At 43.9% G+C, this 19,899-nt stretch carries 16 protein-coding genes; 13 read left to right on the forward strand and 3 right to left on the reverse strand.

Annotated elements, in window-relative coordinates:
• On the forward strand, positions 1 to 1,291 hold a 1,291-nt coding region (locus tag COT43_08500; protein ID PIS27816.1), incomplete at its 5' end, for a hypothetical protein.
• A 66-nt stretch (positions 1,292 to 1,357) separates the two neighbouring features.
• Here the strand turns inward: COT43_08500 and COT43_08505 are convergent.
• Positions 1,358 to 3,664 carry a hypothetical protein gene (locus COT43_08505; GenBank protein ID PIS27817.1) on the reverse strand — a complete coding sequence of 769 codons (2,307 nt, stop codon included), beginning with the start codon at positions 3,662 to 3,664 and terminating at the stop codon, positions 1,358 to 1,360.
• 209 nt (positions 3,665 to 3,873) lie between these two features.
• On the opposite strand from COT43_08505, the gene COT43_08510 reads away from it, so the two are divergent.
• Positions 3,874 to 5,256 carry an MFS transporter gene (locus COT43_08510; protein PIS27818.1) on the forward strand — a complete coding sequence of 461 codons (1,383 nt, stop codon included), beginning with the start codon at positions 3,874 to 3,876 and terminating at the stop codon, positions 5,254 to 5,256.
• 143 nt (positions 5,257 to 5,399) lie between these two features.
• Here the strand turns inward: COT43_08510 and COT43_08515 are convergent, their stop codons facing one another.
• On the reverse strand, positions 5,400 to 5,822 hold the full coding sequence (locus COT43_08515) for a hypothetical protein (GenBank protein PIS27819.1): 423 nt from the start codon (positions 5,820 to 5,822) through the stop codon (positions 5,400 to 5,402).
• A gap of 251 nt (positions 5,823 to 6,073) precedes the next feature.
• Between COT43_08515 and COT43_08520 the strand changes: the two genes are divergently transcribed.
• The 11 genes from COT43_08520 (at position 6,074) to COT43_08570 (ending at position 18,838) form a co-directional block, all read left to right on the forward strand.
• The gene (locus tag COT43_08520) at positions 6,074 to 7,873 is read left to right on the forward strand and encodes a hypothetical protein (GenBank protein PIS27820.1); all 1,800 of its coding nucleotides are present in this window, start codon (positions 6,074 to 6,076) and stop codon (positions 7,871 to 7,873) included.
• A 336-nt stretch (positions 7,874 to 8,209) separates the two neighbouring features.
• The gene (locus COT43_08525) at positions 8,210 to 8,593 is read left to right on the forward strand and encodes a hypothetical protein (protein PIS27821.1); all 384 of its coding nucleotides are present in this window, start codon (positions 8,210 to 8,212) and stop codon (positions 8,591 to 8,593) included.
• Between the two features lie 94 nt (positions 8,594 to 8,687).
• Positions 8,688 to 10,007 carry a type II secretion system protein gene (locus tag COT43_08530; GenBank protein PIS27822.1) on the forward strand — a complete coding sequence of 440 codons (1,320 nt, stop codon included), beginning with the start codon at positions 8,688 to 8,690 and terminating at the stop codon, positions 10,005 to 10,007.
• Positions 10,008 to 10,028: 21 nt separating this feature from the next.
• Entirely contained in the window at positions 10,029 to 11,798 is a 1,770-nt protein-coding gene (locus tag COT43_08535) for a pilus assembly protein PilB (protein PIS27823.1), read from the forward strand.
• Positions 11,799 to 11,800: 2 nt separating this feature from the next.
• Positions 11,801 to 12,301, forward strand: coding sequence for a hypothetical protein (locus COT43_08540; GenBank protein ID PIS27824.1), 501 nt, complete (start codon positions 11,801 to 11,803; stop codon positions 12,299 to 12,301).
• 10 nt (positions 12,302 to 12,311) lie between these two features.
• Complete coding sequence (locus COT43_08545; protein ID PIS27825.1) at positions 12,312 to 12,869, forward strand: hypothetical protein; 558 nt, start codon at positions 12,312 to 12,314, stop codon at positions 12,867 to 12,869.
• A gap of 1 nt (position 12,870) precedes the next feature.
• Complete coding sequence (locus tag COT43_08550) at positions 12,871 to 13,404, forward strand: hypothetical protein (protein PIS27826.1); 534 nt, start codon at positions 12,871 to 12,873, stop codon at positions 13,402 to 13,404.
• A gap of 9 nt (positions 13,405 to 13,413) precedes the next feature.
• The gene (locus COT43_08555) at positions 13,414 to 14,649 is read left to right on the forward strand and encodes a twitching motility protein PilT (protein PIS27827.1); all 1,236 of its coding nucleotides are present in this window, start codon (positions 13,414 to 13,416) and stop codon (positions 14,647 to 14,649) included.
• Positions 14,650 to 14,662: 13 nt separating this feature from the next.
• The gene (locus COT43_08560; GenBank protein ID PIS27828.1) at positions 14,663 to 16,705 is read left to right on the forward strand and encodes a hypothetical protein; all 2,043 of its coding nucleotides are present in this window, start codon (positions 14,663 to 14,665) and stop codon (positions 16,703 to 16,705) included.
• Between the two features lie 10 nt (positions 16,706 to 16,715).
• Positions 16,716 to 17,615, forward strand: a complete 900-nt coding sequence (locus tag COT43_08565; protein PIS27829.1) for a hypothetical protein — start codon at positions 16,716 to 16,718, stop codon at positions 17,613 to 17,615.
• Positions 17,612 to 18,838 carry a hypothetical protein gene (locus COT43_08570; GenBank protein PIS27830.1) on the forward strand — a complete coding sequence of 409 codons (1,227 nt, stop codon included), beginning with the start codon at positions 17,612 to 17,614 and terminating at the stop codon, positions 18,836 to 18,838. Before COT43_08565 ends, COT43_08570 begins: the two co-directional genes overlap by 4 nt.
• Here COT43_08570 and COT43_08575 read toward each other — a convergent pair.
• Entirely contained in the window at positions 18,835 to 19,878 is a 1,044-nt protein-coding gene (locus COT43_08575; protein PIS27831.1) for a hypothetical protein, read from the reverse strand. The genes COT43_08570 and COT43_08575 overlap by 4 nt on opposite strands.
• Positions 19,879 to 19,899 lie beyond the last annotated feature (21 nt).

Genomic DNA, 19,899 nt, shown 5'->3' on the forward strand with positions numbered 1-19,899 from the left:
GGATAAAAGTATTCGGCTCGCGCAGTTAGTTTCGGCGATCAAGTTGGTATTCGCATCGGTTTTCGTTCGGAATGCGCGGAAATATATCGAGAATCTGAATCATCAGGTCGAAGAAGAAAAGATGGCGGTCATCATCCAGAAAGTCGTTGGCGTTTCGGCAGGCGATTATTTCTATCCGCATATTTCTGGCGTCGCCCAATCGTACAATTTTTATCCGATCGCAAATTTGGCCAACGAAGACGGCATCGCGACGGTCAGCGTCGGACTCGGCAAATCCGTCATCGAGGGCGGAAAATGCTTCCGCTTCTGCCCGCGTTATCCCAACATCGAGTTTGTTCAGCCGCAGGCGCTGTGGGCTAACTCGCAGAAGGAATTTTTCGCACTGAATTTAAAGCAGACGGATTTCGATCTGCTCGAATCCGACGACGCAACCATTTCCCAGTTACCAATCAGCGAAGCGGAAACGCACGGTTATCTCGAACATATTGCTTCGGTGTGGGATTACGCGGACAATCGTTTGGTAGCAGGTCAGACACACAAAGGCGCGCGCGTAATCACTTTCGATGATATTTTAAAATATGACTATATTCCGTTGGGTGAAATCACCCATAAATTATTGGACATTGGTGAAAAAGCGTTCGGAATGCCCGTCGAAATCGAATTCGCGGTCGATTTGACGAAAGACTGGGCACAAGAAATCAATCCGACTTTTTACATTCTTCAAATCCGTCCGCTCGCCGTCGGTGCCAGCGATGTGGAAATTCACAAGGAAAATTTAAGCCGCGACAGTTTGCTCCTTTATACCGAAAAAGGCATGGGAAACGGCGTCATCGACTATCTTTGCGACATCATTTACCTGCAATCTGAAAAATTTGACAACCTGAAAACGGTCGAAATGCAGGATGAGATCGAACATTTTAATGAAAAACTAAAAGCCGAAGATCGTGAATATATCCTGATTGGACCGGGACGCTGGGGCTCGCAGGACCGCTTTCTGGGAATTCCGGCCAAATTCATCCAGATCAGTCAAGCGCGCGTTATTGTCGAGACAGGACTTGAGAATTTTAGCATCGATCCGTCGCAGGGAACACATTTTTTCCATAACATCGTCGCCATGAAAATCGGCTATTTTACCGTTCCGTTCAAATCCGTATCGTCATTCATCGACACAAAATGGCTGAACGATCATGACGTTGTCGAAGAAGGAAAATATTTCCGACACATCAGGCTGGAAAAACCGCTAACCATCAGGATGGACGGCAAAACCGGGATCGCGGTGATTGAAAAATAAAAACCGCGGAGATCGCAGAGAAACCGGAGATTATAGTGAACCTTCGTGTCTCAGCGCCTTAGTGGTTCACTTCCTCACCTCTACCCACATCGGACTGCTCCATGCCATCTCATTGTCTTCCTGAATGACACGAATATAATAGAAATGCTCGCCCGCAGTAGCGGTCTCATCCACAAAAGTTCGTCTCACGCCGCGCCCTTCATCGAAATCCTTGCCGATAGTCAGAATCGGTTGATTATCACGCAGGAGAACGACATAATGGATTTTCGCCGTTCCGAGGACATCGATCTGGATTTCCGGATTCCTCGTTGAAGTGATGCTTTCACCCATCATACAACCATTGATTTGAAAATTGAGGCGAATTCGCGTACCGGACGTGGCATAGACGCGTCGATGTTTGATTGCGTCGAGAATCGCCTCGCGGCTGTTTTCCTTCGCGATCACACCGGTCAGTCCCGACGCCCATTCGGAATATTTCGTTCCGACGCCATGATGCCATTTCAAACCATGTCCATCAGACCCGCCAACTAACCCAAACCGATTTCCTCTCGCCAAACCATCCTGAATGAAACTTCCGGGAATTCCGCCACGATGCGCGATCGGTTCATTTCCCATATATTCAAAAGCGCCGTGCGATGAAACGATCTCGGACACTGGAATAGCGATTGAATCCATCGCCTCCCAATCGGTTCCTGTCCATCCGACGTGATGTGGAATCGCGATTGCTTGGTTTTGCTTAAGTAGGGCGACTAAATCCGTCGTATTCGTCGCGTCGAACCGGCAACTGAAAATCGGCTTGTCCCACGACGAGAAATAAACGTTTTTATGCCCGAAACCTTTCGGTACGCGACCAGTCGTCCATTCGTATGCGGGAATCGTCGTGAAAACCGAATCCTCTGAAAACGATTGCCCGACGATTTTGATCCATTCCCATTCCGACGGTAAAATGTAATTCTGAGTAAACCATTCATGGTCAGTCAGCGCCGCAAAATCATGTCGCATATTGAACCGAGAACGTGTAAAACATTCGTCAGGAGTTCCCATTCCGTCCGACAGCGCCGAATGCTGATGAATGTCGCCGAAGTAAATTTGGTATCCATCCGGCAACGAAAAACCGACAGAATTTTCCTTTTTTTCCGCTACTTGAATCGGCGGCTTAGCGGAAACCGGAGAAGTCTTTTGAATAAAAGCTAAATTTTTCGACGCCGGATCGAAACGATTCAGGTATATCGCCCGCAGATCGCGCCGCACCGAATAGATTTTTCCATCCTGTCCGACGATCGCCCGAACGTCCTGACCTCTTCCACCCCAGCCTTCGATGTCGAAACGGTAAATCGGGCTAACCTGATCGGATTGAATACATTGCACAAAGAAATTCTGCGACGGACGTCCGAATAGCCACAGTTTTCCCTGCTTGTCCATTAAGATATTTGGAAACTCGATGCCTTGATCTTCACCGAGTTTCTGCCGATCGCCGTCATTCGCTGGCGTAAAGAAACGCGTCGTACCGTCGGCATTGAATGACTTCATGAAAATCCACGGGTTGTAATCCAGACCACCGGACGCTAGCAAATTGGAATGCCAGGCGACTGTCACTTTTCCTTTGGCGTCGATTGTAAGAGATGGTGCCATGTTTTTCCCCGATGCTTCGGGACTGACTGATTTCGCCGTCTGCCATTTTCCATTGACGCATTTCCGGAGTAAAATCTCATAATTTTCAGATTTCTGGCAATCCCACGCGGCATAAATGCAATTTTTCGCATCGATAGCAAGTGTCGGGCGAAACTCTTTATTTTCGGTATCAGCAATGGAAAACGGTTCCCCCGGATGATTGTCGATGATTTTCATGCCATAAATATCAAAATCGGCGCCCTCTACCCTTTCCCACGCGATCCAGATATTGTTTTGCATATCGCTGACGATTGCAGGATGTAAATCAGCCGCCGGATCATTCGTCAATCTAATTTCCGGTGATAAGGCGCTATTTGTCATATTCCGCGCATAGAGATCCCAATTACCGCCCCGTTTTCCTGCCCAGACGATCCAAACGACACCGGATGGACAACTGACGATTCGCGGAAAGCCTTCGATTCCAACCGACTCGCTGACTTGGAGAGAATCCGTCATGACTAAATCATGCACTATTTTAAGGACAATCCGTTCTTTCCCGTCAATCATTTCCGAATAAACGATGAAAATATCACCGGTTTTATCCTGACAAATATCGGGATATTCGGCGAATGGATGATTCGTGATACGGAGGTCGATTCCGTCCAGTTCGCTGATCGAACGGATTGGTGTCGGTTCGCCGCTGAAGGCAACATTCAGAGAAATTAATAGGAACGTAAAAAATAGCCATTTGGGACAATTCATAATCGATTCCTTTCAATAAAGCCAACAATAATTTAAAAAATATTAAACGCGAAGAAACCAGTAATTTTACCATCGGCGATAAAATTCTATGTATTTGGCGTCTTAAATGTCCGGCTGGCGATATTTTCTTTTTACAAATCGTGTGTTTTTTATACATTCTGCCCAACGAAGAAACTTTTCATTGAAACGAATAAATAAGGAATTCTGACATGGAAGATTTAACTGAAAAACGACAAAGCCCGCTAAGAGAAATCATCGACCCATTCGTTAATCTCGTCAAAGCGCCGCGCGCGCTCTGGGGTATCAACCTCTCGTATATCCTCGAAGGACTAACTTATTTTGGCGTACTGAGTTTGCTGGCGATGTATTTTAACAAATACGCCGGATTGAACGATATCGACGCCGGAAGAATGGTCGGCATCCAGACCGCAGGCATCACGCTGGCGATGCTGTTTCTCGGCGGAACGGTCGATTTCATCGGCGTGCGAAAGGCGCTGCTGATCGCGCTTTCAAGCATGTTGATTGGCCGGATTTTCCTGTCATTGGCGCCCGCGTTAGGCCTGCCGGGAATGTGGAACAGCACGCATGTCATTGCCATGTTTGGAATTTTGGGAATCGTTCTTGGTTACGGAATCTATCAACCTGCTTGTTATGCCGCCGTCAAACAGTTCACGACTAAGGAAACTAGCGGCATTGGTTACGCAATGCTTTATGCACTCATGAATCTCGGCGGATTCCTACCCGGATTGATTTCACCCCCGGTTCGCAGAAGGTTCGACATCGTGGGAGTTTATTGGGTTTATGTGGCAATGACCGTGCTCGGCATCTTGGTTATCGCTTTTATTTTATCAAAGAAAACAGTCGAAATCGCCATTGCAAACGCCAGTCAGAAAACGCGTGAGGAGATCGAATCAGAAAAAGCCGAAGAAGCCAAGCAATCCACGAAGGAAAAACTGCTTTATTATCTTAAAAATTTCCCAATCCGCGACGGACGGTTTATGTATTTCATTTTCATTTTAATCCCCGTGCAAACACTCTTTGCACATAACTGGCTGACTTTGCCGCAATATTTCGCCCGCGCTTTTACCGGCATTGTCTCCACCAACTTTGAATTTTTTGTCAATTTCAATCCAATTTTGATCTTCATTTTGGCGCCGATGGTTGCGGCTTTGACCATGAAAAAAGACACTTACAAGATGATGATCATCGGCACATTCGTCATGGCATCGCCGACATTCATTCTCGCCACCGGGCCGACAATCTGGGCAGTTTTCGGCTACCTGATTTTAATGACAATCGGCGAGGCGATCTGGCAACCGCGCTTCTTGCAATGGGTCGCCGAAATCGCACCAAAAGGCATGACCGGAATCTACATGGGCATTGGTCAATTCCCTTGGTTCATGACCAAAATCATCACAAGCCTTTACTCCGGCTGGTTCCTGATGCATTATTGTCCAGAAGGTGGATTGCCGGAGAAAATGAACACCGAAGCGATGTGGCTGATCTACGGCTGTATTGCGATGATCAGTCCGGTCGCTCTTCTGCTTTCGAAAAAATGGATGGGCAAAGGACTGGAGAAAAACCGGGCGTAAAGTTTACCCGATCAAACTCAGCAAGCGTCCGTTTCAGCAAAGAGGCGGACGCTGGCTATTTCCACGCCTCATAAATGGGAATCCGTCTGGACACATTTTTCAGATAATTCTTTGATTGATCAGTCGGTAAATCTTTGAGAAGTTTATGATAAAGCCATATCGAATCGTTGGAGTTGATTTCCGGTAAACTGTCGGCAATTTTGTTGGTACCGGCGATTGCGCATTTGGATTGAAGAATGATTGGTGTAAATGATGGCAAAAATCAATCGCGGATCGAGGTTGAATCGTTTTGCTTGTTTGATCACTTCGTCTTTAAAGCAATCGGCGCGAATTTCGATGTGATTCGGAACCATCGGAATCGTTAGAGAATAAACCGTTCGGTTTTGTCCATCGCCACTTTGATAATCTTCCGAGCCAAGATCGCCTTTCGAAACGACCAACTTGGAGAATGACTCAATATTAACCTGTGTGACTGGTTTACCATCCGGCGCTTTTATTTGATCTTTTAACAGTGGTAAATCATCTTCGGCGGTTTTCTTTACCACATCGACCAGTCTCTGTTGCAACGCTTGTTTTGCTTTCTCCTCCGTATAATCAATCTTCTGCCAATTCTAAACAAGTATTTCGAGAGTTTCAATGAGAATAATGCCCAGAGTTTGTCTAAACATCATTGGGATATCAGGAAACCATAATGAGCGGTTTGAAATTTATGGCCTTTCAAAAAATTTGACATTTAATATTTTCAATTTGAAATTTGAAATCATCAATCTTCAACCTACAATTTTACTCAAAGAATCTCTTTCCTAAACTCCTATCTATGAATTATCTTTTATTCGTATTGTATGTTTTCGATTTTGAATTGAATAGATTGAAGGTTAGAATGAATCAATTTACTTCTCCTCTCCGATGGAATTTCACACCAATTATTTGTTTTCTTCTGTGTTTTATTTTTTTCTCATGTTCGAAGAAGTCTTCCATCGAAGTGCTCGCGAAAGTGAATGGAGAAATTATCACCGTAGCGGACTTTTCCGAGAGTTATTTCCAAACGATTCTTTACGGAAATCAGACAGATTCTGAGGAAAACCGCCTGAAATATCTCAATCAGTTGATTGATGAATATTTACTGGCTCAGCATGGAATCAAAATCGGCATCATCTCGAAAAATAAACTAGAAACCGTCGAAAATCGCACGCGTCGCATGAAAGTTCGGGACAAGTTGTTATCATCAGAAGTGGAAAAAGAACCAATCGTTCCCGACGACAGAGACTTAAGGCGATTATTCACACAAAATTCGGAAAAAGTCAACATTCACCATTTATTTGCGAAGACAAAATCCGAGATTGATTCGCTCTATAGATTATTACAATCTGGCAAATCGTTCAATGCGTTGGCATTTGAAGTTTTTTCAGATTCGATTTTAAAGTTCAATGGCGGCGACCTCGGATGGAATCAGTTAGGCGATTTGGATCCGTTTCTGGAGGACACAGCCTTTGCGATGCGCGTGAACCATATTTCTCACCCGATTGAATCCCGTTTTGGGTGGCATATTCTCAAATTGGAAGATAAAATTTACAATCCGCTATTGACAGAAAACGATTTTCTGCAGAAAAAAGAGGACATCCGAAAGCAATTCATACGTCGCGAACAGGATAAACGCTATTATCGATTCGTGAATGATTTTATGAAAGACAAAACCACCGTCATTCATAATCCGGAATGGTCGATTACTGTGCGGGAGATCCAGAAGCGATTTCCATCAAGCCAGAAAGTATCGCCCATTTTCATACAGTTGCCATTCAGCCCGGAGTTTGGAAATTTGACGCCTTCTTTGACAGAAATCCTTGGAAATGCGATGATTACCTTTCCGGACGGCGACATGACGGTCGGTGAATTTATCGAACGAATACCGGAGTTACCCGTTCGATATTGGTATGGCAGTAAAAAAATTGCAACGGAATTAATGATTCGCGATTATTTTCTCACACAGGAAGGCACACGGCGCGGCTACCTAAAATCCAAAGACGTGAAAAGCGCTGTCTTATTTCAAAAGAACCTCCGCGCAGGCGCGCTTTACCGTCAATATCTTCTTGATAAAATTACCATAAAGCCTGAAAATATCGATGAAAATATCGTCCGGACTGAATATGATTCACTTAAAAACAGTCGTTTCATCAAAAACCAAAAACTGTCTTATTCCATGATCGTCGTATGGGATAGCAGTAATGCCAAATCGTGCGACCGAATGCTTACAAAGGGCATGTCGTTCTCAGAAATCATCCTGAAAATTGGCATTCGCAAAGCCGGTGTTCTGGAATCGGGACATTTTTTAAAGGATCGTTCACAAGTTCCCGGGTTGATTCGCCAGAAACTCATGGAAATGAAAGATGGACAAGTATCCAATTGGATGACAATCAACCACCGGTTGGTAAGGATTCAGAGACATTCGATCCAAACAAATGCAATTCGATTTACGGAGGCTGAAAAGGAAATTCGCAATCGGCTTGCCGCTCAGACGCCGTATCGTCAAATCGCGACAGCGCTTGAAACCTGGCGTAAAGAGTCAAAAATTACTATCAATCAGGAAAAACTTCGCGGTATCTGGTCAAAAGATTCCTGATCTAACCAATTTCTTGTGTTTTCTGACACATAAACCGGACGTAGAAATCGTCTTGATATATCCGACCTATTCGTTTTATTGACAGGCGTTTGCCTATATGTTTTCTACAAAATAAAGCCGCCAAATATTTTCCAAGATATTTTTTCGGTTATTTTAACACTGAAAAACCAGATTAAATTGAAAATAGTGAATAATTTTTAACATATTTTTAAAAAAATATTTGACAACGCACTTGAAATCATATAAATTGACGGCAGTTTATGTAGCATTTCGGCATGAAAATTGAATGAGTTAGTTATTTAACAAGTAGGAAAACCAAAAAAAAGGAGGAAATCCATGGGTCAACAGCAACTGTTACTGATCGTCTTAGGGACAATCATCGTAGGGGTCGCCGTCGTCGTCGGTATCAATATGTTCAGTCAGGGAGCCGTGAACGCCGAACGCGATGCACTGGTTCAGGATGTGAACATGATCGGAGCAAAAGCCGCGGAATACTGGAGAAAACCGGCTGAGATGGGTGGCGGAGCAAGGGACTTCACCGGAGTCACATTTGCAAAGCTAGGTGCCGATGCAAGTAATGCAAATGGCACATATGTACTGGCCGTCGTCGATGCGGACAGTATAACCGTAACTGGAACTGGGGCAAATGAAGGTGTTACTGTCCGTGCGGGAATCACTGAAGATGGAGTATCTGGCGCCCCGACCATCACGCTTCCCTAAAAACTTTGAACCTTAATTAGACTAAACCGGTCAAAGGAGTCAAATGTGCGACCTGACTTTCTTTGACCGGTTTACCTTATGGGATTGATGTAAAATGGAAATCTTTCGATATACGGCCATCGGTTTAAAAGGTAACCGAATTCAAGGTGTCATCGAGGCTGTCAATAAGAAAGAAGCCAAGAAAGCGCTCGATCAACTTGCCGAAAAACGTAAAGTCAAAATCGAGTCGATTCAGCAAAAAGCTACATTTATTTATACCGTTAAAAAGACAGGTCAACCGACGCTCAACGGCGAGCAAAAAGCCTTTTCAAAGGACGAACTCGTACAGGTATTCAAACGGTTTGGCTACGAAAAAATTCGCGTCCAGAAAAAGTGGTTCGATTTCAAAGGAAAAGTCCCGGCGAATGAAGTCACAAGTTGGATACGTCTTTGCGCCGATCTGCTGAAAGAAAATCTTCCTTATGATGAAATTTTAACGCTTCTTTCCGAAGATACAGCCAACAAGTGTCTGAGAGAAACAATTAAAAGTATCAGTCAGGATTTGAAAGAAGGCAAGGAAGGAACCGAAGTGTTTGCCAAACACGAAGATGTATTTGGCAAATTTCCGGCGTTTATGCTTGCCGTAGCGTCCACCAGCGGTAACATGCAAACGATTTACGAAAGCACCGCCAAGTTCATGGAGCGTGACGAGGCATTCAAACGCAACCTTCGCAAAACACTTGTAACACCATTTATTACGCTCGGTGTAATCCTTCTCGTCGTCGTTTATTATGTCATGGTCATTTTTCCGCAGACCGCAGGTGTCTTTAAAAAATTCGGTAAAACACTCCCACCAATGACTGCAGCGACAATGCGATTCAGCGATTATCTCGCGGCACACTGGATTGTGATTTTGCTATGTATCATCATTCCGGTTGGTTCACTCGTCTATTTCTTAAAAACTCCGAAGGGAAAATATCTCAAAGATAAATACATCATCAAAATGCCGGCCATTGGCGAACTGATTCACAAGACCAGCATCGAAATCTTCGCGCGGGTTTTCTATTCGCTTTACAGCGGTTCCGGCGAGAACGTAAAAGTCATTCAGGTGGCATCGGAAGCCTGTCGAAATTCCTATATGGAACGTCAAATCAAAGAAGTGGCAATCCCTTTAATGCTGGGCGAAGGAAAAGGCATCGTTGAAGCGATGGAAGCCTCCAACGTCTTCACACGCACAGCCATTTCAAGATTTCGGTCCGGCGCCGAATCCGGCGCCTTACGGAACAATGCCTTGCAGTTAGCCAATTATTACGAAACCGACACTTCTTACCGAATGGAAAAAGTTATTAATCTCGTCAATTTTATCGTGACAATGTTCATTATGGGCGTGATGATTGGAATCACTGTCGTTTCATCGGAAACATCGGTTATGTAAAAACTTTACAGGAAACTTACTTTGTCAAAACTCATTGGTGAAATATTACTGGAAAAAGGGATCATCAGCCATGACCAGTTGAAAAAAGCGCTGGAAATTCAGACGAGCGAATCTGCGACAACACGGCGACAAGTCGGTAAAATCCTGTTCGAGGATCTTGGAATCGACAGGCACGCGGTCTTACAAGAACTTACCGCTATTTTTGCCATCCGCGAGATGCCGGTAACCGCTGAAATGATCACCGAGGAACAAATCAATTTTATTACCGAAATTCTGGATAATCACAGCGACGATTTTCGTGCGGCGCTGATTCGTAATAAGATTATTCCCTACCAAGTTACAACGCAAAAGGGCGAAAACGTGCTGACGATTCTTTGTGCAGATCCTACCAACACAGAAATTAAATCTCTAGCAGGGCAACTTCCCTATCCAAAATACGAAATCGTATATGACCGTCTTGAAAACCTCGACGGAATAATCAATAAATGCCTCTCCAGCCGGAATGAATTTTTTAGTTTGCTGGATGAAATCGAATACGAAGATGAAGAAGGGCCAAAAGAAGAGGTTATCGATGAAGCCGCTTTGGATGCCGAAATCAACCAAAGCGCTTTGACAACTCTCGTCGAAGGAATTCTCGTCGAAGCTGTTCGCCAGGGGGTCAGCGATATTCATATCGTCCCCCAACCGGGAAACATAACTGATTTTAACTTGAGGCGAGACGGAAAACTTTCCGTCTATTATTCCCAAAAAGGGGTCAAACCCGAAGCAATCGCGGCTGTTTTTAAAGATAAGACACGGAATGTCGATCGATTTGAACGCGACATTGCACAGGATGGATTCATCCAGAAAAAAGTCGATGGCTATCTAATCCGTTACCGCGTCTCTATTGTCCCGATCGTCGGCTCCGAATTCGACCGAAAACTGGAGAGCATCGTCATCCGAATTCTTGACGACCGGAAAGTCATTACCGATTTGAGAAAACTGGGATTACAGAAACAGGCGTTGGACGATTTTAAACGCGCCATCAACAAACCATCCGGAATTGTCATCGTGACCGGTCCAACCGGAAGCGGAAAAAGTACGACTCTTGTGGCCGCCTTGTATTCCGTCATTTCTCCAGAAAAATGCGTTTTAACTGTAGAGGAGCCGGTCGAATATCTGATCAACGGCGCCCGCCAACTAAAGATCAGCGACAAAATGAACTTTGACCTCGCAATACGCGCAATTTTGCGGCATGATCCGGACATTGTTCTCGTCGGTGAAATCCGCGATCTGAAAACTGCTGAAATCGCCATCAAATTAGCCAATACGGGACACCTGACATTTTCAACGCTTCATACCAATGATGCCCCGAGCGCAATTTCCCGCTTATACAAAATGGGCATCGAACCATTTCTCATCGCATATTCCGTCAATATCATCATGGCTCAGCGACTCGTTCGGAAATTATGTGATGCATGCAAAAGACCGATAGAGCACAAAGATGTCGAGGCGGCACGACTTTTGGGATTTACGGATAAGGAAATAGAAGAAACGACTTTCTACGAAGCTGTCGGTTGCAACAAATGCCGGAACGGATACAAGGGCAGAATAGCAATCATGGAAGCCCTTTACTTCACAAAGGAAATCCGTCGGCTTATCGTCACTGCCGGCGAACAAGTGGATGAGGAAGCGCTTCGGACACAAGCTATTAAAGAAGGTATGTTGACGCTCCGGGTTTCTGGGCGTGAACGTATCAAAGAAGGCGTCACAACGATTGAAGAAGTTGCCGCCGTTACTGTCGAGGATTAAACATGGGAATCGGTCGTGCAGAATTGCTTATCTTGCTGGGTGCGATCGCAATTTTCGGAAGATATACGCTTACCATTAACGCCGCACGCTATAACAATGAATTTTGGATTATCGCCTGTGAGAGTCAGACCATGGCGGCTTCGATTGCGGACGGTGTTATCGAAGCTGTTGCCATAAAGGAATTCGATGAAGCCACAGTTAATACTGTCCTACTCGGTGGATTAAATTCATTGACCGACCCGACAGCGCTCGGAGCCGAATCCGGAGAGGTTTATCCAAATTTTGATGATATTGATGATTTTAACGATTTCAGCATGAGTGACACGGCGGTAAACGGCATTCAGTTTGAAATTTCCACAACGGTTGGCTATGTCAGCGAAGATGACTTGGTTAATTTTCAATCCGACCAAACTTACATAAAACGACTGAACGTTACGGTTTCGAGCGAACACATTTCTAAACCGGTGACTATCAGCCGGGCTTTTTCCTATTACAATTATTGAGGAGCCTTGAGTGGTTGATATTGAGCTTGTTGGTACTTTTTTAATCGCTGGGATTTTTATCTTATCGCTTTTAACTTTGAATGGACAGATTATGGAATCGAACACCGTCAATTCATTAAATGTCATCGCCCAGAGAAACGCTACGAACATCGCGACGATTATTCAAACCGACCTTCGGAAAATCGGGCAAGGCATAGAAACGGTGACGGAATCCATTCAATCGATTTCAGACTCGAGTATTTCCTTCATCTCAGACATTGACAAGGATGGAATCGCCGATACCATCACTTATCGCCTTGGCGCAGTTGGAGAAGCAACCGGAACGGAAAACGACAACGATCGCTTCCTGTATCGGACGCTCAACGGATCTGAGTCCGATGTTGCGCTCGGATTGACTCGTCTGGAAATGACTTATTTCGACAAGCAAGGAAACCAGACAATTGTTCCATCCGAAATAAGAACGATTTGGATTTCTTTAACCGTCGAAACACCTTTCTATTATCAGGAGCGATTAGGAACGGCTGAATGGCAGGGACAAATAACACCAAATAATTTAAAAGCGATTTAATATGAAAAATGAGTCAGAATTCACGGAAGAATTGAATAGATATCAGGACGCATCGGCAATTAAAATCAAGTCGAAGAAACGTGACGGCTTCGTCTCGTTCAAAAAACTACCTCTTATTCTTTCCAATTTTACTAAGGATGTCGCCGAAAAATTCCTCGAACTCGGTGAAGAATACAACATTCCACCCGATGAAGAAGTGATACGAAAAGACGAAATCGGAAGGGATTTCTTTATAATCTGCGAAGGATCGGTCACTGTCTGGCGGGAGGGCATCAAATTGGCGACATTAGTCAAAGGCGATGTTTTCGGAGAACTTGTCATTTTCCGCGATCATTACCGTATTGCCTCAGTCCGAACGGAGTCGCCGACTACGCTCCTTAAGTTCAATCGGCATGTGATGATGGATTTCTTTTCACGGCAGGAACAGCGTATTTTTTTCATTTACACCGTCAACGTCCTCGAAGTTCTGAGGCGAAAATTAGTATTGACTAACCGACGAGTCTGCGAACTGGAACAAAAATTGCGTAACCGGTAAGGAATGACAATGGACTCAAATTTGATCGAAACTGCACATCAAATACTCCAAAATTTCAACGAGTCAATCCCACAATTTTTATATGGAATCGAACGCCAGCAATTCGTAGCAAACCAATTAAAAAATCTTGAGCCGGACAAACGGTTGATTCTCCGAAAACTCATCGATGCATTCCTTGTTGAGATGCGTACGAAAAACGCCTCAGATATCGATTTGGGGTCTTATGGTTGCCACGGTAATATCTGGTTCCGGATTCATGGCGAAAAAGTAGCGGATTCCGGATTGGGTCAATTTTCGGAGGCTGAAACTGATACACTCATCTTAAACATTCTCATGGAACAACAGACACAAAACCTTATCAAATACCGAAACGTCGATTTTTCTTACAGCACCACAGAAAATGGAACGCTCCAGCGTTTTCGTGCAGACGTTTATTTCGATCTGGAACACCTCGCAATGAATATGCGGTTGATCAGTTCGGAAGTTCGTCCGATTTCCGCATTTAATTTTCATCCCGAAATTCTCAAGGCGCTCAGTTTGAAATTCGTCAAGCGCGGTTTGGTTCTGATTACGGGAATAACCGGTTCGGGAAAAAGCACAACGATGGATTCGATCATCGACGCCAATAATCGCACGGTGGATTCTTCAATTATTATCATCGGCGGACCGATCGAACATGTTCATGAACCGAAACGATGCGTCGTCCGTCATCGAAGCGTCGGGACTGACGTCCTCACCTTCAAAGACGGAGCAATACAGGCACTGAGACAAGACCCGGATATCATTGTCGTTACCGAAATGCGTTACGCGGATACGATTATCACAACTCTGGAGATTACAGATAGCGGCCATAAAGTATTTTCGACGCTTCACACCTCCTCCGCGGTTGAGAGCATCAATCGAATTATCGCCGAGGTTCCATCGGATGAACAAGACCGCGTCCGTGAGCGACTCGCCGATGTTTTAACAGTCGTCATATCACAGAAACTTCCGCGAACTCTTGACAACAAGCGGGTTCTTGCGAAGGAAGTCTTGCTTATGATTCCACCGATTCGCGCCGCCATTAAAAATAACAATTTGGATGAAATCTATCAGATGATCCAGCAATCCTCCCATCTTGGTATGATCACGATGGAGCAGGACTTGAAACGTTTATACGAAGAAAAAATCATCTCTTACGAAGAAGCTTGGGCGAACGCTAATAATAAAAAGAGGTTCGAAGAAATTGTCAAATACAAAGTCTAAAAAATCGCCACGGGTGTCTTCTAAAAAGAAACTTCTTGTACTGAATGTAGATGACATTGAATTGACCTCTTTATTCTGTACGTTGGGACAAGGTTTTATTGAGATCGAATCCGCGGATAAACATAAACTGGTTGAACCGCTAAAGGAAACAACCAACGAATCGCTGACTCTTGAAACGAACGGCCAACCCACCCTTTCTGCTGAGGATATTTTCGGATCGAGTGAAAAAGATCTGACTGCTTCGCTTGATAGTTCGCTGGCTACTTCTACTGAATCTGAAATTTCGGAAGAACAATCCAATGAAAGCATTCTACTGTCCATTCTGGAATCGGCGCCGGCTAAAAACTTCAATTACTCTGTCAATCTTCCCTCTTCCATTACCCACGTCTTTCAATTGCGAAATGGATACAAAGCGCTAAAAAAGTCCGCTCGCCGCAAGAAAGTTTATGCGGAGGTTAACGAAAGACTCAATAATCAGATAGCCAACGATCAATTCGATTATTTTTTAACTGAAGAAAATACCGGATTCGCTTTCGCTAATAAGACTGGAATTCCGCTGGTCAATTTGTACGAATCCATTCAAAAAGGAATGAAGAAGCGGTTCCGGTTGGTTTCCGTTCTTCCGGATGAAATCGCGTTATCGAATCTCGTCCGTTTCAACTACAATCCCTCAGACGATGAGGTAATAATCATCGTTCACATTGCGTTCGAGGAAAGCAAAATCATCATTACTCAAGGCGGTCAGATCACTCAACTCCCTCTTCCAATCCGCGAAGATGTAAATTCAAACCAGCTTCTAAAAACGATCGTTGGGAAAATCCTTTACGAACAAAGTCTCGGTAACATTCCGGATCAATATAGCGTAATTTTAACCGGTAAGGCAATCTCTCTCAATGCTTGTCCATTTTTTCAGCAAACCTTAGAAATAACAGAAGTCGCCTATTTCACAGCCCGACCGGAATTATTCCGATTTCCTGAAGAAACCGAAAAGTCATTATCCGAGTTTGCAGTTCCGCTTGGAAATGCCGTCACCGTTTTTTTCGCCGATGATAAAAAGATCACGCCGCTTTCGCTAATACCCGATTATATCAACCAGCGCCAACAAGTTTTTAAAATCGCATGGCACGGATATTTATTACTTACGTTGATTTTTCTGATGCCGATATGGATCAACAACCAATATACAAATAAATCGAAAACGAAGACGAATTTCACTCAGAAAAAAGCCTATCTCGAACAGTCAATCGACGGATTAAAATGGGTCGAACCGCTGTTGGATAGTTTAAAGATCCAGACAAAACTCGGTAAACAAAAACTCGAGTTATTGGAATCGCTTTCCAAAGGAACACATAGATGGAGTTACTCGCTTGACAAAATCATCCGGGCGATTCACGAAGCCGGTGACGATCTCTGGTTGACTGAAATTTCGAGCCAAGGCGACGGCTTTCAAATGACCGGATTCAGCCTCTATAGAAATCGAGCGCCCCGGCTCGCCGCTCAATTTCCATCCGCAAGCGTTGAAAACGTCACGCCCATCGAAATTCGGGGAAGTACGGTTTATCAGTTTAAAATCGTCGTCGAAAAGGTGGCCGAAGACGAAAAAAGTTTCAATCCTGTCATTAAAATTCCCATTCAAGCAACTCCAAAGAAATCGGATAAAAGCAGTGCAAGCAAAAAAGTAAAAAATTCCTCTGCTCTATTTCAAGCGGCGGTAAAACTATTTGACCAAAAAAAATATGACGAAGCACTGGCAACATTCGAAGAAATTGCCGATAGAAAGGCTGATCAAAAATACGCCGTCAAGTCAAAATGCTGGATCGGAAAATGTCACTTTTCGGTAGGCGATTATCCTGAAGCGATCGAAGTTCTCACCACTTTCATTGAGGAAAATCCACAAAGCGAGGAGAATCTAAGTGCGATGCTCTTTTTAGCAAAAGCGTATGCGGCAACGAATCGAAATAATGACGCACGAACTTTGTTTCTCTCGATAGTAAAACAAAGTCCAACCAGCGAAGTCGGTCTAGAAGCCGCCCAACTCATCGCTGCACTTCAATAGAAAGCAGAATATGCCGTACGAAATCCGAAATAGCCTTATTCTCGCGGTCTTCTTGGTTATCATGGGTCTCAGTGGACATTTTCTGATAAACATGAAGTTCGGGAATGATTTCACGAAAATCGAACAGGAACTGAAAACAAAACAGGACCGTTTGGCTCAACTTCAGAAATCGTTTTCAGAACTAAATGGATATGAAAAACAATTGAATCAAATCTCTGACCAACTAAAATATTACCCCAAGACAATTCTTCCGGAGCAGACCATTCATCAGACTTACCGGTATCTGGAAGAAATCGACCGCTATGGCACTTTTTTCAACTTTCGGTTCAATCTGCTCGGCGTTAAACGCAAAGATAACGTCTCAACTGCGTCTTACGAATTGGCTGGTGAAGGAAATTTTCCCAAAGCGATGCGTTTCGTCCGACGAATGGAATACGGCTCCCCTCTTTACAAAATCGAGTCGCTGAGTTTGAAAAAGAAATCGTCAAAATTACCAACCGAAAAAACATCCGAGGCAGATTTGGAAATCGTGGTCCGTTTGAATGGTATTTTCTTTACGCAGATAAAAAATCCGGATTTGATGGCACTTGGTCCTTATGCTTCTTTCCAACCTCAAGAATTTTCCGTTTTCGATCCGTTCAAACCGTTGATCCTTAATTATCTTCCGCCGAATATCGGCAATTTGATCAATATTGAAAACAGTCGCTTGATTGCTCTGACTGCCAATGTTGCTTTCATTCAGGATCAACAAGGAACTGTAAAGCAAGTCAAGATTGGCGGTGAAATATATCTAGGATATTTATCGAAAATCGACCTCGATAAAGGCGAAGCGCAATTTCTGATGAATCGCGGTGGAATCACCGACACATACATTTTACAACTCAAATCTTCTGGAAAAGGTAGAAAATGAAAATTCAACCCAAATCCCGACATTTTAGCCACTTCTCAAGCATTGTCCTGTTCCTAATGTTTATACATTTAGTAGCGACGATTTCATTTGCCCAGAAACTCCCGGTTGCCCTGACCAACAATCCTGAACAAATGGTATCGTTTCCACCAACAGCCAGTTTTGAACAGGTTGTACAAATCCTAAGTATCATGGCAACTAAGTTCGAGAATAAAGTCATCATTGATCCAACCGGTCAAAAAGGTCCAATCAATATCGAAATCCCGCCATGCCACTGGCTTAAAGCGCTACAAATTCTACTAAACGCTTACGATCTAGAATATGCCGATAAGGGTTCTTATTTAGAAATCATCAAACCAGCCGATTCCGAAAGCAAACCTAAGGCGCAACAGCCTTCACAAACCGGGCCGTCAGGTAAAGTACCGATAACAAAGGATAGCCGAGAAATTGAAATCTCCGCCATTTTTTTCCAAGGCGATCAGCGGTTTCTTGCTGAATCCGGAATCGATTGGTCGGTGATAGCTGACAAATCTAATATCGACATTAAAACTCTTGCAGGAACAGCCGTATCTCAGGAATTCTTTTCACTGTCTTCCAAATATCGCGATCTTAAAGGTTTGTTGAACATCGAAGGATTGCTTAAGACATTCGAGGCAATGAACATCGGAGAGATCATCGCTCGCCCAACGATAATGGTTCTCGACGGGACTGAAGGTTTGATTCAAGTTGGCGGTTCTTTTTCAATCAAACAAAATGATTTCGCCGGTAATACAATCGATAAATTTTTTGATTACGGTACAATCCTTGAAGTAACTCCTCAGGTCATAATCGACCAAGGAGTGACCTTTATCCACCTAAAGATTCGAGCCGAACGCAGTTCCGCGACGCCGGGTGCGGTTAGCACGACAATGGACAAGCAGGTAGCTTCAACCGATGTTCTTTTGGTCAACGGCGAGCAAACCGCCATTGCTGGTTTATATGCCGAGGAAAAATCGACTGTTCGGAAAGGAATTCCCGGAGTAAAAGATCTCCCTTGGTGGGTTTTAGGATTGCGATACTTAACCGGCTACAACTCGGTTGACAGAACAAAAAAGGAATTGGTCATCGTTTTAAAAGCTGAATTGGTACCAACTTTAGAAGACCGCGTCCGCGCTAAAAAAGAGAATTTAGAAGAAACTATCGAGCGACAGCGGGAAAAATACCCAACGGAAAATATTCCGCATTAATCCCACCACTTAAGGCTATTGACCGATTTTGGACTTTCTCCAGTAGAAGAAACATACGAATCGATCATTTGAATTGCCTCACTACTAAAGTAAAAGGTATCGTTTCCCTTGATTGAAATTGTCGCAGTAGGAGCGCCGAGCAATAACGCTCCATAAATACTGGAATTTCCTTTACTTGTTATATCCGCGTTAGCATCACCGGTGATGATAACGATTCCATACCACCTAACGTGTCCTTTAAATATAACACCTTCTGCAATCAATACGCCGTATCCGGTAAGATTCCCCGAAATCGTACATTCACCTGAGATATCAACGACAACAGGTGATAAAGGACTTCCCAATGTCACATTACCAAAATCATCGCATGAAGTCAAAACATAATCAGCGACGGACTTATAAGCCTCTGCTAAAGATTGGATTTCTTCCTGAGTAGTTTCATCAAAAAGCGCAACACTCGGTGAAGTCCCTTGGCCCTGAATTTTAGTCGAACCCTCATATTCGTTCATCAAACTCACACTATCATCCTCTTCCGAAACGGTTACACCGGGAAGGTCATCCGATAGCCCGGTCGTTCCGTCTATGTTAGTATCCGAACCATAAATGTGAGAATTCCCGATGATTGACAAGGCGATTGAGTTTGTACATGCCCCCACTGCCGCAGGAATAACCGGGAGTAACAAATTTCGACTCCAGAAAGTAACAGAACTTGTATATGTCTGTTCTCCTGCTTGGGTTGTCACTGTTATTGATACGCTATCCTCAATAGCACTTGAATCATGCGCAAGATTTGTAATCGTTCCAGTAAATGAACCCCCCAGCCACGAATCCTTTGATATGATCGTATCAGAGTATCCGTAATTTGAATGAAGTAACATCAAATAATCAATCGCACTGTTGGCTATTTGTCGAGCTATCACTTTTTCCGTATACTCGATCGAATTTTCTTCCGCGATCTGGGCTGTCCGATTCATCCGAATAGATATATACCCGAAAATAACGATGAATCCAAGTACAATGATCAGTGTCGAACGGCCCATTTACTTTCGTAAATTAAAGTA

The organism is Candidatus Marinimicrobia bacterium CG08_land_8_20_14_0_20_45_22 (genome assembly GCA_002774355.1).
Lineage (GTDB): Bacteria > Fidelibacterota > UBA2242 > UBA2242 > UBA2242 > 0-14-0-20-45-22.